Source organism: Vibrio neptunius (genome assembly GCA_019339365.1).
Lineage (GTDB): Bacteria > Pseudomonadota > Gammaproteobacteria > Enterobacterales > Vibrionaceae > Vibrio > Vibrio neptunius.
In genome coordinates this window covers 411,461-425,809 of the sequence record CP079859.1, presented here as the reverse complement: position 1 = coordinate 425,809, position 14,349 = coordinate 411,461, and the positions used below count along the sequence as shown (strand labels likewise).

The window sequence follows — 14,349 nt, the reverse complement described above, 5'->3', positions numbered from 1 at the left end:
GCTTAAACCGCTGCAGCACCTGAAACGATTTCAGACAGTTCTTGTGTGATCGCAGCCTGACGGGCTTTGTTGTACACAAGTTCTAAGTCTTCAATCAGGTTGCTGGCGTTGTCTGTTGCAGCTTTCATCGCAATCATACGAGCCGCTTGCTCACAAGCAAGGTTCTCAACCACACCTTGGTACACCTGAGACTCTACGTAACGCACTAACAGTGCATCCAGCAGAGGTTGTGGTTCAGGTTCATAGATGTAGTCCCATGAGTGCTCACGCTGCATTTCTTCGCTATCTGATTTAGGCAAAGGTAGCAATTGATCGATCGTTGGTTCTTGAACCATGGTGTTCACAAATTTGTTGAACACTACATACAGACGGTCCAGTTCACCTTCATCGTATTTCTTCAGCATTACGCTTACAGAACCGATTAGGTCTTCTAGGCTTGGGCTATCGCCCAGACCAGAAACCTGCGCAGCGACTTTAGCGCCACTGTTGTTGAAAAACGCTGTAGCTTTAGAACCGACAACCGCCAGTTCCACTTCAGCACCTTTCTCTTTCCAAGCTTGCATGTCTATAACAGCTTTCTTGAACACGTTAATGTTCAAACCACCACACAAGCCGCGGTCTGTAGAAACGATGATGTAACCAACTCGCTTCGCTTCACGCTCCTCTAGGTACGGATGACGGTACTCTAGATTTGCGTTTGCCACGTGACCGATCACTTTACGCATTGTTTCAGCGTATGGACGAGAAGCTTCCATTGCATCTTGAGAACGACGCATTTTTGAAGCTGCTACCATTTCCATCGCTTTCGTAATTTTCTGCGTGCTTTTAACACTACCGATTTTATTACGTATCTCTTTTGCGCCGGCCATCGTTACTCTCCATTAGTTGGTGGCAGAGACTGCCACCGACCTATTACCAAGTTTGGGTTGCCACGAAGTCGTCAGTCAGCTTCTTAAGCTGCGCTTCAACTTCATTGTTGTATGCACCCGTCTTGTCGATCTCAGCTGCGAAATCAGCGTATTGACCGCGAGCGTACGATAGTAGAGCCGCTTCAAAATCTAGCAGTTTGCTGAGTTCAACATCTGCTAAATAGCCACGCTCTGCCGCGAAGATTACTAGCGCTTGGTCAAATACAGACATAGGAGCGTACTGCTTCTGCTTCATTAGTTCTGTAACTTTTTGACCGTGGTCTAGCTGTTTCTTCGTTGCTTCATCAAGATCAGAAGAGAATTGAGCAAATGCTGCAAGTTCACGGTACTGAGCTAGTGCTGTACGGATACCGCCAGATAGCTTCTTGATGATTTTCGTCTGCGCTGAACCACCTACACGAGATACTGAGATACCTGGGTCAACCGCTGGGCGAACACCTGCGTTGAATAGCTCAGTCTGTAGGAAGATCTGACCATCGGTAATCGAGATTACGTTAGTCGGTACGAATGCTGAAACGTCACCTGCTTGAGTTTCAATGATAGGAAGAGCAGTCAAAGAACCTGTCTTACCTTTCACTTCACCATTAGTGAACTTCTCTACATATTCTTCGCTTACACGAGCTGCACGCTCTAGTAGACGAGAGTGGAGGTAGAAAACATCACCAGGGAAGGCTTCACGGCCCGGTGGACGTTTTAGTAGTAGAGAGATCTGACGGTAAGCGACAGCTTGCTTAGATAGATCATCATAAACAATCAGTGCATCTTCACCACGATCGCGGAAGTATTCACCCATCGCACAACCTGCGTATGGCGCTAGGTATTGTAGCGCTGCAGATTCAGAAGCAGATGCAACAACAACGATAGTGTTTGCTAGCGCGCCGTGCTCTTCTAGTTTGCGAACTACGTTAGCGATAGTCGATGCTTTCTGACCGATTGCTACGTAGATTGAGAAAATACCTGAGTCTTTCTGGTTAATAATCGCATCGATCGCCATCGCTGTTTTACCAGTCTGACGGTCACCGATTACAAGCTCACGCTGACCACGACCGATTGGGATCATTGAGTCAACTGATTTGTAACCAGTTTGTACAGGTTGATCTACCGATTTACGGTCGATTACACCCGGTGCGATCACTTCTACAGGTGAAGACAGTTTCGCTTCGATTGGACCTTTACCATCAATTGGCTCACCTAGTGTATTTACTACGCGACCTAGTAGCTCTGGACCAACTGGTACTTCAAGAATACGACCAGTACCTGTAACTTTCATGCCTTCCTTAAGGTCAGCATATGGGCCCATTACAACTGCACCAACCGAGTCACGCTCAAGGTTAAGTGCCAGTGCATAACGGCCACCCGGTAATTCAATCATTTCACCTTGCATCACGTCCGCTAGGCCGTGAATGCGGATGATACCATCGCTTACCGAAACGATAGTACCTTCATTGCGAGCTTCACTAACAACGTCGAAAGATTCGATACGCTGTTTGATTAGATCGCTGATTTCCGTGGAATTAAGTTGCATGCTCCAATCCCCATTAAGACTGCAATGCATCGCTCAGGCGGTTCAAACGACCACGCGCTGAGTCATCGATGACTAAGTCTCCGGCTCGAATAATCACCCCACCAAGTAGGGCCTCATCTACACTGCAATTCAGCTTAACTTTGCGTTCAAGACGCTGCTCAAGTTTGCTGCTGATACCTGCAAGCTGCTCATCAGAAAGGTTTGATGCTGAAATCACTTCAACATCCACTTCTTTCTCATGCTCTTTTTTCAGAGCAAAGAACTGTTCACAAATATCAGGAAGGGCCGCTAATCGGCCATTCTCTGCCATCACCTTCAATAGGTTTTGGCCATGAGCATCAACTTGATCGCCGCAAACTGCTACAAATACTTCTGCCAGTTTATCGGCAGAAACCGAACCCGTTAGGAGTTCGTGCATCTGTTCGTTTTTAGCTACTTCAGCAGCAAAAGAAAGCATCTGACCCCATTGGTCCAACGCGCCTTTTTCCACTGCAAAGTCGAATGCTGCTTTAGCATAGGGGCGTGCGATAGTAGTCAAATCAGACATAGGCGCCCCCAGACTTAAAGTTTTGCAGTAATGTTGTCGAGAATATCTTTGTGCGCATCTTTATCGATTGAGCGCTCAATGATTTTCTCAGCACCAGCTACAGCCAGAGTTGCAACTTGTTTGCGCAGCTCATCGCGTGCACGGTTGCGTTCAGCTTCAAGTTCAGCTTCCGCTTGTGAAAGAATCTTCTGGCGTTCTGCCTGAGCTTCTTCACGAGCTTCATCTAGAATTTGAGCTTTACGCTTATTCGCTTGCTCGATGACCTCTGTTGCTGTGCGCTTCGCTTCTTTCATCTGTTCAGAAGCGTTTGCTTGCGCTAGATCCAAGTCTTTTGCAGCACGTTCAGCTGCTTGTAGACCGTCAGCAATTTTCTTCTGACGCTCTTCGATCGCTTGCATCAATGGCGGCCATACATACTTCATGCAGAACCACACAAACATTGCAAACGAGATTGCTTGACCTAGCAGAGTTGCGTTTATATTCACAACAGCTACCCCTTCTATTCGGACTTAGTATTAATCAATAACAAGCCAAAGCTTGTCGAAAGTTAAGAGTGATTAACCTAGTTGACCAACGAATGGGTTCGCGAATGTGAATAGAAGTGCGATTACGATACCGATCATTGGAACCGCATCAAGTAGACCCGCGATGATGAACATCTTAACTTGTAGCATAGGAGCCATTTCTGGTTGACGTGCTGCACCTTCAAGGAATTTACCACCTAGAAGTGCGAAACCAATCGCAGTACCAAGAGAAGCAAGACCGACGATAAGACCTACGGCGATTGCAGAAAAGCTCAGTAAAGTTTCCATTACTATCTCCAATTTATAGTTGTTGGCTAGTTGCCCAAATAAAAAGCTTTAAAAAAATTAATGATCACTGTCTTCGTGTGCCATTGACAGGTAAACAATTGTCAACATCATAAACACGAAGGCTTGAATCGTGATAACCAAGACATGGAAGATTGCCCACGGTAGTGAACCCATCCATTGCAAGTACCATGGTAGCATTGCCGCACAAAGAATGAATACAACCTCACCCGCGAACATGTTACCGAATAGACGCATACCAAGAGACAGAGGTTTCGCCAGTAGCGAGACCACTTCAATCAGTAGGTTAAACGGAATCATCAGTGGGTGATTGAATGGATGTAGTGCTAATTCTTTAGCGAATCCACCTAGACCTTTCACTTTGATGCTGTAGTAAATCATCAGAGCGAAAACGCCTAGAGCCATAGCCATGGTGATATTCACATCAGCAGACGGTACAACCTTAAGATAAGGAATACCAAGCCAATGCTCTGCTGGGTAAGGTAAGAAGTCGATTGGCACTAAGTCCATCAAGTTCATTAAGAATACCCAACAAAAAGATAGTCAGTGCTAAAGGCGCGATCAGTGGGTTGCGTCCATGGAACGTGTCTTTGACGTTTTCCGCGACAAATTCAACGATCATTTCTACAGCACACTGAAGCTTACCTGGTACACCCGCTGTTGTTCTCTTTGCTACCTTGTAAAAGATTCCTAGGAAAATTAAACCAGTAAACCAAGAAAAAAACAGGCTATCGATATGTACGTTCCAGAAACTTGCCTCCTCCGCTACAAGACCTAACTTATAAGTAGAAAGGTTTGTAAGGTGGTGGGAAATATATCCGGACGCAGTTAGCGCTTCACCTGGCGCAGCCATAACTCATCCTATTTTTTGTTGTTAATGAATAGCACTGGCGCACAGATATTAATACCTAGAGCCAGCAAATAGGTTAGCTTAAGGGGAACAAGTTCCACCTGTATATACATGTAAGCAAAGGAAAAAAGCGCCACTGTGATAAGGATTTTCAGTGCTTCACCTGCATAGAAAGAGTTCGCGATACGCTTTGCAGCGCGAGCCCCACCATACATGAAAGCAAACAATGCGAACACCGCATTAGCAACAACAAAAATGCCGCCACCAATCAGTGCTGAAAGCCCCCATTCAGCATTCACAGCCACTGCCATTCCTGCCGCCATTAGTGTAACCGCGCCAAACTGGATCATTAACAATCGCTTTGCAAGCTCTCGTCCTGGTCTAGCTAACGCAGCTACCATGTATTCGTACCTCGAGTAAAATCCACAGCGTTACTACCTCATGCTGGGAAATTGGCGAAAATTATACGGTGAGTCCTATTGAATGCAATTAAAACACCGCAAAAAGTTACAATTTTGTTTACAAACCGACAACTTCCGCACAAAAATTCGTTTTTTTACACAATTGATCGAAATCAATTATCTCATTTAGCCTTCAAGCTTGGCAATCAGTTGCTCTAATTTGTGAGGCTCATCAAGACTAATCGTCACTTTCGACGCACCGTTCTTGGCACGCACGATTGCCACTTTAGCACTGAGCATTTCACTCAATTTCTGTGACATTTGTTGTGCCTCAGTGTCTTGAAGCTCATTTTTATCTTCAGATTGCGGCTGGAGACACTTTTTCACTAACTGTTCTGTCTGACGAACAGTCATTCGCTTCTTCGCGACTAGCTCAGCGACCTCAACCTGCTCTTCTCCTTCCAATGCCAAGAGTGCACGTGCGTGACCCATTTCGAGCATTTTTTCCGAAAGGAGATACTTGACGTCCATTTCCAACTGATTCAGTCGCAACAAGTTACTCACAGTAGCGCGCGACTTACCGATCACCTCAGCCACTTGCTGGTGGGTGAGAGAAAATTCTTCCTGAAGACGATCTAGAGCGACCGCCTCTTCGATCACATTAAGATCTTCACGCTGAATGTTCTCGATCAACGCCATCGCTATAGCTGCGCGATCGTCAACGTTTTTGATCACACACGGCACCTGCTTTAGACCCGCTTTACGTGCCGCGCGCCAACGTCGTTCCCCTGCGATGATTTCAAATTTGTCGTTTTCAACCTGACGAACCACAATCGGCTGAATAATCCCCTGAGACTCTATCGAAGCCGCGAGTTCTTCCAGTGCTTCAGGCTCCATATCCTTACGCGGCTGATAGACACCAGGCTTAAGGCTGTTGATGCTTAAATCCGTTAGTTCCCCATCAGAAGAAAGCTCTTGGCTGTGCAATGCACTTTGCTGTTTTTCACGTGCGAGCGAGCTCGTTGAAAGCAGAGCATCAAGCCCTTTACCTAAACCACGTTTAGACATGAGACAAATTCCTTTGGTTGGGTTATGCAGGGACTTCATCGCGGCGCAGCATTTCTCCGGCTAGAGCCAGATACGCTTTTGCGCCTGCGGAGTATTTGTCGTAGTACATGGCTGGTTTACCATGACTTGGCGCTTCAGCCAGACGAACATTACGCGGAATAACAGTGCGGTACACCTTGTTACCAAAGTGCTTTTTTAACTGATCAGACACTTCGTTTGACAAGCGGTTACGAGGGTCATACATGGTGCGAAGCAGACCTTCGATTTTAAGGTTTTCATTTACTACCGCTGCCAGCTTACTGATGGTATCCATTAATGCTGTTAAACCTTCCAGTGCAAAATACTCGCACTGCATAGGAACCAAGACCGAATCTGCTGCGGCCATGGCATTGATTGTAAGAAGGTTTAGCGATGGAGGACAATCGATAAAGATGAAATCATAGTTATCACGAACTGACGCAAGAGCGTGCTTAAGACGAACTTCACGTGCGAACACTTCCATTAGTTTGATTTCAGCGGCAGTAACGTCCCCGTTGGCGGCAATCAAATCGTAATTGCCTGAGGTTTTGCGACACACGACATCATCAAAGGCAACGTCTTCAACCAACAACTCATAAGCAGTGGCATCCACCTGATACTTATCCACGCCACTAGCCATAGTCGCGTTGCCTTGCGGGTCGAGATCAATCACCAAGACCTTACGCTTGGTCGCGGCCATAGACGCGGCTAAGTTGATACACGTTGTTGTTTTACCAACTCCACCTTTCTGGTTGGCGATTGCTACGATTTTTCCCACGGTGAACCTCGCTTTTATTCCTTGCGGGTTAAGATTACTAGATGACGCTCACCTTCCAATTCAGGAACTTGTAAAGCTTTGATGTCGGTCACAGAACACCAATCTGGGAGCTGGTCAATTTCATCTTGAGGCAGTTGGCCCTTGAGGGCCATAAAACAGCCCGTTTGTTCTTTTGGTAAGTGATGACACCATTCCACCATATCAACCATAGAAGCAAATGCTCGGCTCAACACGCCATCAAATTTGTCTTGTGGCTGAAACTCTTCAACACGGCTTTGAATCGGCGTAACATTACCGATCTTGAGTTCATGCAGCACTTGTTTTATGAAACGAATACGCTTGCCAAGGCTATCAAGCAAATAGAACTCTTTGTCTGGATTCATAATAGACAAAGGGATCCCCGGTAGGCCAGGACCTGTACCAACATCAATAAAACGTTGGCCTTGTAAGTGAGTGCTGACCACTATGCTATCTAGAATGTGTTTCACCAGCATGTCACTGGGATCACGCACAGATGTCAGATTATAAGCTTTGTTCCATTTGTTGAGCATTTCAACATAACCAACAAGTTGCTCTCGTTGACGATCTGAAACTTCAAGCGTGGTTTTAGCAATCAGTGCGTCCAATTGATGGCGTAATACACTCATTATGCCTCCTCACCTTTTTTCAGCATGCCTTGCTTCTTAAGATGAACCAGCAAGATGGAAATAGCCGCTGGTGTAATTCCAGAAATGCGTGATGCGATACCAATAGATTCAGGCTTAGATTCATTCAATTTCGCCACCACTTCATTCGATAGGCCTTTCACGTTGGCGTAATCCATATCAAGTGGCAGGTGCGTATGTTCATGGCGTAGAGATTTTTCAATCTCGTCTTGCTGACGCTTAATGTAACCTTCGTATTTAACTTGGATTTCCACTTGCTCTGCCGCCTGATGATCTTCCATCGCAGGCGCAAAGGCCTCTAGCTCTGTCAACTGCTGATAGGTCATCTCAGGACGACGCAGCAAATCTTCACCACTGGCTTCACGCACCATTGGTGTTTTTAGCAATTGGTTAAGCGCATCAATACCTTGTGATTTAGGATTCATCCAAGTGTCTTTCAGGCGCTGGCGCTCTTTGGTCATGTTGTCGATCTTTTCGTTGAAACGTGCCCAACGAAGATCATCGATCAAACCGAGTTCACGCGCCTGTTCTGTTAGACGCAAATCCGCGTTATCTTCACGCAGCAGCAAGCGATATTCGGCGCGTGAAGTGAACATGCGATAAGGCTCTTTCGTCCCCATCGTGGACAAGTCATCAATCAAAACGCCGACGTAAGCTTGATCACGACGTGGACTCCAACCCTCTTTGTCCTGACTGTATAAACTCGCGTTCAAGCCAGCCATTAAACCTTGCGCAGCAGCTTCTTCGTAACCAGTGGTACCGTTGATCTGACCAGCGAAGAACAAACCATTAATAAATTTAGTTTCGTAAGTCCGTTTCAAATCACGTGGATCGAAGAAATCATATTCTATCGCGTAGCCTGGTCGCACGATGTGGGCATTTTCAAACCCTTTCATGGAACGGACAATTTGAACTTGGACATCAAACGGCAAACTGGTTGATATACCGTTTGGATAAAGCTCATGCGTGTTCAGTCCTTCAGGCTCGATAAAGATCTGATGGCTGTTCTTGTCAGCAAAACGCATTACTTTGTCTTCAATCGACGGGCAGTAGCGTGGTCCGATCCCTCGATTACGCCCGCATACATCGGGCTACGATCTAAGTTATTGCGGATCACTTCGTGTGTTTGATCGTTGGTGTGGGTAATAAAACACGGGATCTGACGTGGATGCTGCGTTCTCTGGCCCATAAAGGAGAATACAGGTGTTGGATTATCACCATGTTGTGTTTCCAACTGGGAGAAATCAACACTACGTGCATCAATTCGTGGTGGCGTACCTGTTTTAAGGCGATCAACTCTGAATGGCAGTTCACGTAAACGATCCGCTAAAGCGATCGATGGAGGATCGCCTGCACGGCCCCCTGATGAGCTCTCCATACCAATATGGATTTTCCCCCAAGGAAAGTGCCAACCGTTAATACAATGGCTTTTGCGTGGAAACGAAGCCCCATTTGCGTCACAACACCTACGGCTTTGTCTTGCTCAACAATCAGATCATCGACAGATTGTTGGAACAAAGTTAGGTTTTGTGCATTTTCTAAGGCTTCACGGACATAAGCTTTGTACAGAGCACGGTCAGCTTGAGCACGAGTTGCTCTAACTGCGGGACCTTTGGATGCATTAAGGGTTCTAAATTGAATACCAGCGTGATCGATAGCTTGGGCCATTAGGCCTCCCATCGCGTCGACTTCTTTGACAAGGTGGCCTTTACCTATACCACCAATGGCTGGGTTACATGACATCTGACCTAAGGTGTCGATGTTATGCGTCAATAACAGCGTTTTTTGTCCTGTGCGAGCTGATGCGAGTGCGGCTTCCGTTCCTGCGTGTCCGCCACCGACAACAATGACGTCAAATTTTTCGTGATAAAGCATGAACTGACCTCTGGTATTCAATAAAGAGATGGGCAGATAAAAAAGAGCGCTATTCTACCTGCTTTCACATTGATAGAAAATCGCTTTTCGTGTTTTTAATCTAAGCCTCTGACAAAGCTTACTTATATAGGATCTCTATATATGATCTTTTATTAGATCTATTATAAGGATCGACGATCTCTGTGGATAAGTAAAAAATGATCAACAAGATCATGGATCTTAAACAGATCAAATGATGTGATCTTGCCTTGATCAGATCGAGGATTACCTGAGATCAAAATGGCTAGTTATTCACAGGTGAAAAATGAGTTAAGAGTTATTATTTGGATAACTATAGGTTAATCACCGGATACTTTGTATTTTATCCACAGGTAAAGCGATTTAAATTTAACCAGATTGAGAAAGAAGAAAGGAAATGACAATGAGAAATCACTTCCTTATTGGGGTTATAGGCTATCAATATGGTCGGCTAGCCAAGCCTCAGCGGCATCTTCTGGGACATCATGACTGAGCACATCGATTGTCAGACAGTCTGCAACCGGTGTACCACCGATATCTTCGAGTAGCGCATGAGCATGCTGGCCCGCGGCACAAAATGTATCGTAGCTGGAGTCGCCAATCGCTATCACGGCATACTTAACCCCAGACATTCTTGGTGGAGTGTTTTGCAAGGCTTGGATAAATGGTTGAATGTTATCTGGGTATTCACCGGCGCCATGGGTGGATGTGATTAGTAGCCAGGTGCCTTCTGCTGGGATCTCACTCAGCTCAGGTTGGTTGTGAATGCAGGTCTCAAAGCCTTTTTCAGTCAGGAGATCACTGAGATGATCGCCAACGTATTCAGCACCGCCTAATGTACTGCCAGTAATTATTTGGATCATAGGGTTTCCTTTTACCTAAAAAACACGCGACTCAGAAGTCGCGCGTATGGGGATTATTTGCCAATGCAGAAGGAGGAGAAGATACGCCCGAGCAGGTCATCTGAGCTGAACTCTCCGGTGATTTCATTGAGGTGCTGCTGCGCAATTCTCAGTTCTTCTGCGAGGATTTCGCCCGCCATGTAACCTTCCAGTTGCTGCTGACCTATATCAAGGTGTTGAGCCGCTTTTTCCAGTGCTTCTAGGTGGCGGCGGCGAGCCATAAAGCCGCCTTCGTGCCCACCCGCGAAGCCCATGCACTCTTTAAGGTGCGTACGCAATGATTCGACGCCCTGACCCGTTCTGGCCGACAGACGAATCAGCGTTGGATCGTTAACATGACAGATACCAAGTGTTTCATCGGTTTGATCAACTTTATTGCGGATCACTGTCATGCCGATATTGCTCGGCAATCGATCGACGAAGTCTGGCCAAATCTCTTTCGGATCAGTGGCATCTGTGGTGGTGCCATCGACCATAAACAAGACGCGGTCGGCTTGCTCGATTTCTTCCCACGCACGTTCGATACCTATCTTTTCAACTTCATCTGACGCATCGCGTAGGCCAGCAGTATCAATGATATGCAGTGGCATGCCATCAATATGGATGTGCTCCCTCAATACATCTCGGGTGGTGCCAGCAATGTCGGTCACAATGGCAGACTCTTTACCCGATAGAGCGTTCAGAAGGCTGGATTTGCCCGCATTTGGCCGACCGGCAATAACGACTTTCATCCCTTCACGCATGATAGCGCCTTGTGTTGCTTCTTTGCGCACGGCGGCGAGGTTATCAATAATCGTCTGTAGGTCGGCAGAGACTTTACCATCGGCAAGAAAGTCGATTTCTTCTTCGGGGAAATCAATTGCGGCTTCAACGTAGATCCTCAGGTGTATCAGAGACTCTACCAAGGTTTGAATTCGATTTGAAAACGCGCCTTGAAGCGATTTAAGGGCCGATTTTGCCGCTTGTTCTGAGCTGGCATCTATTAAGTCCGCAATCGCTTCGGCTTGGGCTAAATCGAGCTTGTCGTTGAGGAAAGCGCGCTCTGAAAACTCACCCGGGCGAGCAGTGCGGATCCCGGGAATTTGCAGGATGCGCTTGATCAGCATATCCATAACGACTGGGCCGCCATGGCCTTGCAGTTCTAGAACATCTTCTCCGGTAAAGGAGTTTGGATTAGGGAAGTACAGCGCGATACCTTGATCGAGCTGAGTACCATCCTGAGCCGTAAATGGTAGATACTCGGCGTATCTTGGACGTAACTCTTTGCCTGTTACCTCAGAAGCGACTTTTGCCGCAAGGGGACCGGATACGCGAATAATGCCGACACCGCCTCGTCCGGGCGCAGTTGCTTGAGCGACAATGGTCTCTGTAGTCATAGTGGTAGCCTGTGCGATGCATACCCTGTGAGGGTAAATAGTGAATGAGATGAATTGTAATCAGCCAAAAACAAAAAGGCGACCTTTTGGTCGCCTTTCTCGATTATTTACGCCGACTCGTTATTTTGAGTGCAAGCCTTTCTTCTCCAGCGCCTTATAAATCAGCGTCTGTTGGATCAGAGTCACGATGTTCGATACTAACCAGTAAAGAACCAGACCTGATGGGAAGAACAGGAAGAAACCAGTGAACAGAACAGGCATGAATGTCATGATCTTCTGCTGCATTGGGTCTGTCACTGTGGTTGGGCTCATCTTCTGGATCAGGAACATGGATGCACCCATCAGTAATGGCAAGATGTAGTAAGGGTCTTGCGCTGACAAGTCAGTGATCCAACCAAAGAATGGCGAGTGACGCAGTTCCACCGATTCCATTAATGCCCAGTACAGTGCAATGAAAATAGGCATCTGTAGAAGCAGAGGTAGACAGCCACCCAATGGGTTTACTTTCTCTTTCTTGTACAGTTCCATCATTTCTTGGCTCATACGCTGACGGTCGTCGCCAATACGCTCACGCATCGCTTGCAGCTTAGGCTGTAGCATGCGCATTTTTGCCATTGAGGTGTACTGTGCTTTTGTCAGTGGGTACATCGCACCACGTACAATGAAGGTCAGAGCGATGATCGCTAGACCCCAGTTAGACACAAAGCTTTGAATGAATGACAGTAGCATGTGCAGTGGTTTAGCGATAAACCATAGCCAGCCGTAATCCACAACCAAGTCTAGGTTCGGCGCGGTTTCTGCCATTTCTTCCTGAAGTTTCGGACCGACCCAAAGTGTCGCGTTGAATGTTGCTGAATCACCCGTTGCGATGGTTTTGTTCGGCATACGAACACCAATGTCACCCAGGTTACCAATCACACGAGTGTACAGGTTAGTGCCTGGTTCGTTGCGAGGATCCATGCTGATGCAAAGTAGTGTTGGATCATCGCTGCCCAACCCTGGCCATCAGGTAGGTTGATAGACAGGTTGCGATCCTGCATATCGTCAAAGCTGTATTTTTTGTAACGCGTTTCTTCGGTTGAGTACGCACCGCCACGGTAAGTTGGCATAGTGATGCTGCCGCCCGCGTCCATTAGGTTCTGACGCAGGTGAGCGTACATACCAAATGTCGCGTTGTTACCTGAGTTGTTGACTACATCGTATTCAACGTCAACCGCGTAGCTGCCGCGCTTAACAATAAATGTTTTGGTGTACTCAAGGCCATTTGCTTGGTATGTCATTGGGACGCGAAGTTCATCCTGACCGTCTTCCAGAGTGAAGCTATCCGCATTCACTGAGTAAGCTGGACGATTTGAGCTGCTCAGATCGATACCTTGAGGGCCGACTAAACCACTTTGCGCAATGAACTGATGGCCTGGTTCGTTTTTCAGTAAGACGAACGGGTCAGATGAATCCAGTTCTGCAGAGTATTGGTTCAGGTCTGCGGTGATAACATCACCACCAACCGTATCAATAGACAGAGTCAAGACGTCAGTTGTCACGGTAATCGTTTTAGCAGACGCTTGTTGCGCAGGTGCGGGATCTAAATCATCCGCAAGAGTAGGGGCAGGTAAGGTACTGCTTGATTGTGCCTGTTCAACCGGCTGTGGTGCAGGGTTTGTTTCGACTTGCCATTTTTGAAATAACAAGAAAGAAACCAGTGCTAGCGCGATTAACAGGATATTACGTTGAGAATCCATCGTTATTTATCTCTGTCTTGTTTCTGGACTGGTGGAACGGGATCAAAACCGCCCTCATTCAAAGGGTGGCATTTTAATAGACGTTTGCTTGATAACCAACACCCTTTTACAAAACCGTGAGCTTTTAGTGCTTCTATGGCGTAAGTGGAGCAGGTCGGAGTATAACGACAGCGTGGTCCGATAAGCGGACTAATAAGACCTTGATAAAGACGGACGAATCCGATTGCTACCCACGTGAGGGGCGAGAAAGGCGCTGCCATAACTTATCAAACAGTTTGAACATTTCTTCATTGCTCAGATCTTGGGCGCTTTTCTTGGCAATCACAACAAAATCTTTGTGAGCAAGCTGATGTTGATTGTTACGAAAGCTTTCACGAGCAAGGCGTTTAAAACGATTACGACCAACAGCGGTTTTAATCTGTTTTTTGGGAACGGCTAAACCTAATCGAGGGTGAGATAGGTTGTTATTACGAGCAATGATGGTGAAATGCGGTGAGCCAGCTCGATGAGCTTGCTGGAAGACATTTTGATAATGCTCGGGAGTTAACAAGCGTAACTCCCGATCGAACGCGTACGTTTTCAAAATAATCGAAGATTACTTAGAAAGACGCTTACGGCCTTTTGCACGACGTGCATTGATTGTTGCACGACCGTTCTTAGTAGCCATACGTGCACGGAAACCGTGAGTACGCTTGCGCTTTAGAACTGAAGGTTGAAAAGTGCGTTTCATGATAATTACCTTTACTGATCAGTAGTTTTAGGTCAATGTTAACCCGGCGTGGGCGACTTGGTCTTCTTTATATATAAAGAGGACAAACCGACGCCTCT

General features: G+C 46.6%; 14 protein-coding genes and 3 pseudogenes. All 17 read right to left on the bottom strand.

Features of this window, described 5'->3' with window-relative positions; all coding sequences use genetic code 11:
- Positions 1–2: 2 nt before the first annotated feature.
- The 17 genes and pseudogenes from atpG to rpmH all read right to left on the bottom strand — a co-directional run bounded on the left by atpG (position 3) and on the right by rpmH (position 14,251).
- A complete protein-coding gene (atpG, locus tag KW548_02055; protein QXX06927.1) occupies positions 3–869 on the bottom strand; it encodes a F0F1 ATP synthase subunit gamma in 867 nt (288 codons plus the stop codon).
- Positions 870–912: 43 nt separating this feature from the next.
- Positions 913–2,454 (bottom strand): F0F1 ATP synthase subunit alpha, encoded by a 1,542-nt coding sequence (gene atpA, locus KW548_02050; GenBank protein QXX06926.1) that lies wholly within the window; start codon positions 2,452–2,454, stop codon positions 913–915.
- Between the two features lie 13 nt (positions 2,455–2,467).
- Entirely contained in the window at positions 2,468–3,001 is a 534-nt protein-coding gene (atpH, locus tag KW548_02045; GenBank protein ID QXX06925.1) for a F0F1 ATP synthase subunit delta, read from the bottom strand.
- Between the two features lie 14 nt (positions 3,002–3,015).
- A complete protein-coding gene (gene atpF, locus KW548_02040; protein ID QXX06924.1) occupies positions 3,016–3,486 on the bottom strand; it encodes a F0F1 ATP synthase subunit B in 471 nt (156 codons plus the stop codon).
- A gap of 72 nt (positions 3,487–3,558) precedes the next feature.
- Entirely contained in the window at positions 3,559–3,813 is a 255-nt protein-coding gene (gene atpE, locus KW548_02035; GenBank protein ID QXX06923.1) for a F0F1 ATP synthase subunit C, read from the bottom strand.
- Positions 3,814–3,870: 57 nt separating this feature from the next.
- A pseudogene (atpB, locus tag KW548_02030) lies at positions 3,871–4,684 on the bottom strand (F0F1 ATP synthase subunit A).
- A gap of 8 nt (positions 4,685–4,692) precedes the next feature.
- Positions 4,693–5,082: a F0F1 ATP synthase subunit I gene (locus tag KW548_02025; protein QXX06922.1), complete on the bottom strand. Its 390-nt coding sequence runs from the start codon at positions 5,080–5,082 to the stop codon at positions 4,693–4,695.
- A 186-nt stretch (positions 5,083–5,268) separates the two neighbouring features.
- Entirely contained in the window at positions 5,269–6,150 is an 882-nt protein-coding gene (locus KW548_02020) for a ParB/RepB/Spo0J family partition protein (GenBank protein ID QXX06921.1), read from the bottom strand.
- Positions 6,151–6,172: 22 nt separating this feature from the next.
- Complete coding sequence (locus tag KW548_02015) at positions 6,173–6,946, bottom strand: ParA family protein (GenBank protein ID QXX06920.1); 774 nt, start codon at positions 6,944–6,946, stop codon at positions 6,173–6,175.
- A gap of 14 nt (positions 6,947–6,960) precedes the next feature.
- Entirely contained in the window at positions 6,961–7,593 is a 633-nt protein-coding gene (rsmG, locus tag KW548_02010) for a 16S rRNA (guanine(527)-N(7))-methyltransferase RsmG (protein QXX06919.1), read from the bottom strand.
- Positions 7,593–9,486, bottom strand: a pseudogene (gene mnmG / locus KW548_02005) (tRNA uridine-5-carboxymethylaminomethyl(34) synthesis enzyme MnmG). Before mnmG ends, rsmG begins: the two are co-directional and overlap by 1 nt.
- A gap of 446 nt (positions 9,487–9,932) precedes the next feature.
- The gene (mioC, locus tag KW548_02000; GenBank protein QXX06918.1) at positions 9,933–10,367 is read right to left on the bottom strand and encodes an FMN-binding protein MioC; all 435 of its coding nucleotides are present in this window, start codon (positions 10,365–10,367) and stop codon (positions 9,933–9,935) included.
- Between the two features lie 53 nt (positions 10,368–10,420).
- Entirely contained in the window at positions 10,421–11,782 is a 1,362-nt protein-coding gene (mnmE, locus tag KW548_01995) for a tRNA uridine-5-carboxymethylaminomethyl(34) synthesis GTPase MnmE (protein ID QXX06917.1), read from the bottom strand.
- Positions 11,783–11,902: 120 nt separating this feature from the next.
- Positions 11,903–13,521, bottom strand: a pseudogene (yidC, locus tag KW548_01990) (membrane protein insertase YidC).
- Positions 13,522–13,523: 2 nt separating this feature from the next.
- Positions 13,524–13,781, bottom strand: coding sequence for a membrane protein insertion efficiency factor YidD (yidD, locus tag KW548_01985; GenBank protein QXX06916.1), 258 nt, complete (start codon positions 13,779–13,781; stop codon positions 13,524–13,526).
- Complete coding sequence (gene rnpA / locus KW548_01980) at positions 13,748–14,104, bottom strand: ribonuclease P protein component (GenBank protein ID QXX06915.1); 357 nt, start codon at positions 14,102–14,104, stop codon at positions 13,748–13,750. Before rnpA ends, yidD begins: the two co-directional genes overlap by 34 nt.
- 12 nt (positions 14,105–14,116) lie before the next feature.
- Complete coding sequence (gene rpmH, locus KW548_01975; protein QXX06914.1) at positions 14,117–14,251, bottom strand: 50S ribosomal protein L34; 135 nt, start codon at positions 14,249–14,251, stop codon at positions 14,117–14,119.
- Between the last annotated feature and the right edge of the window lie 98 nt (positions 14,252–14,349).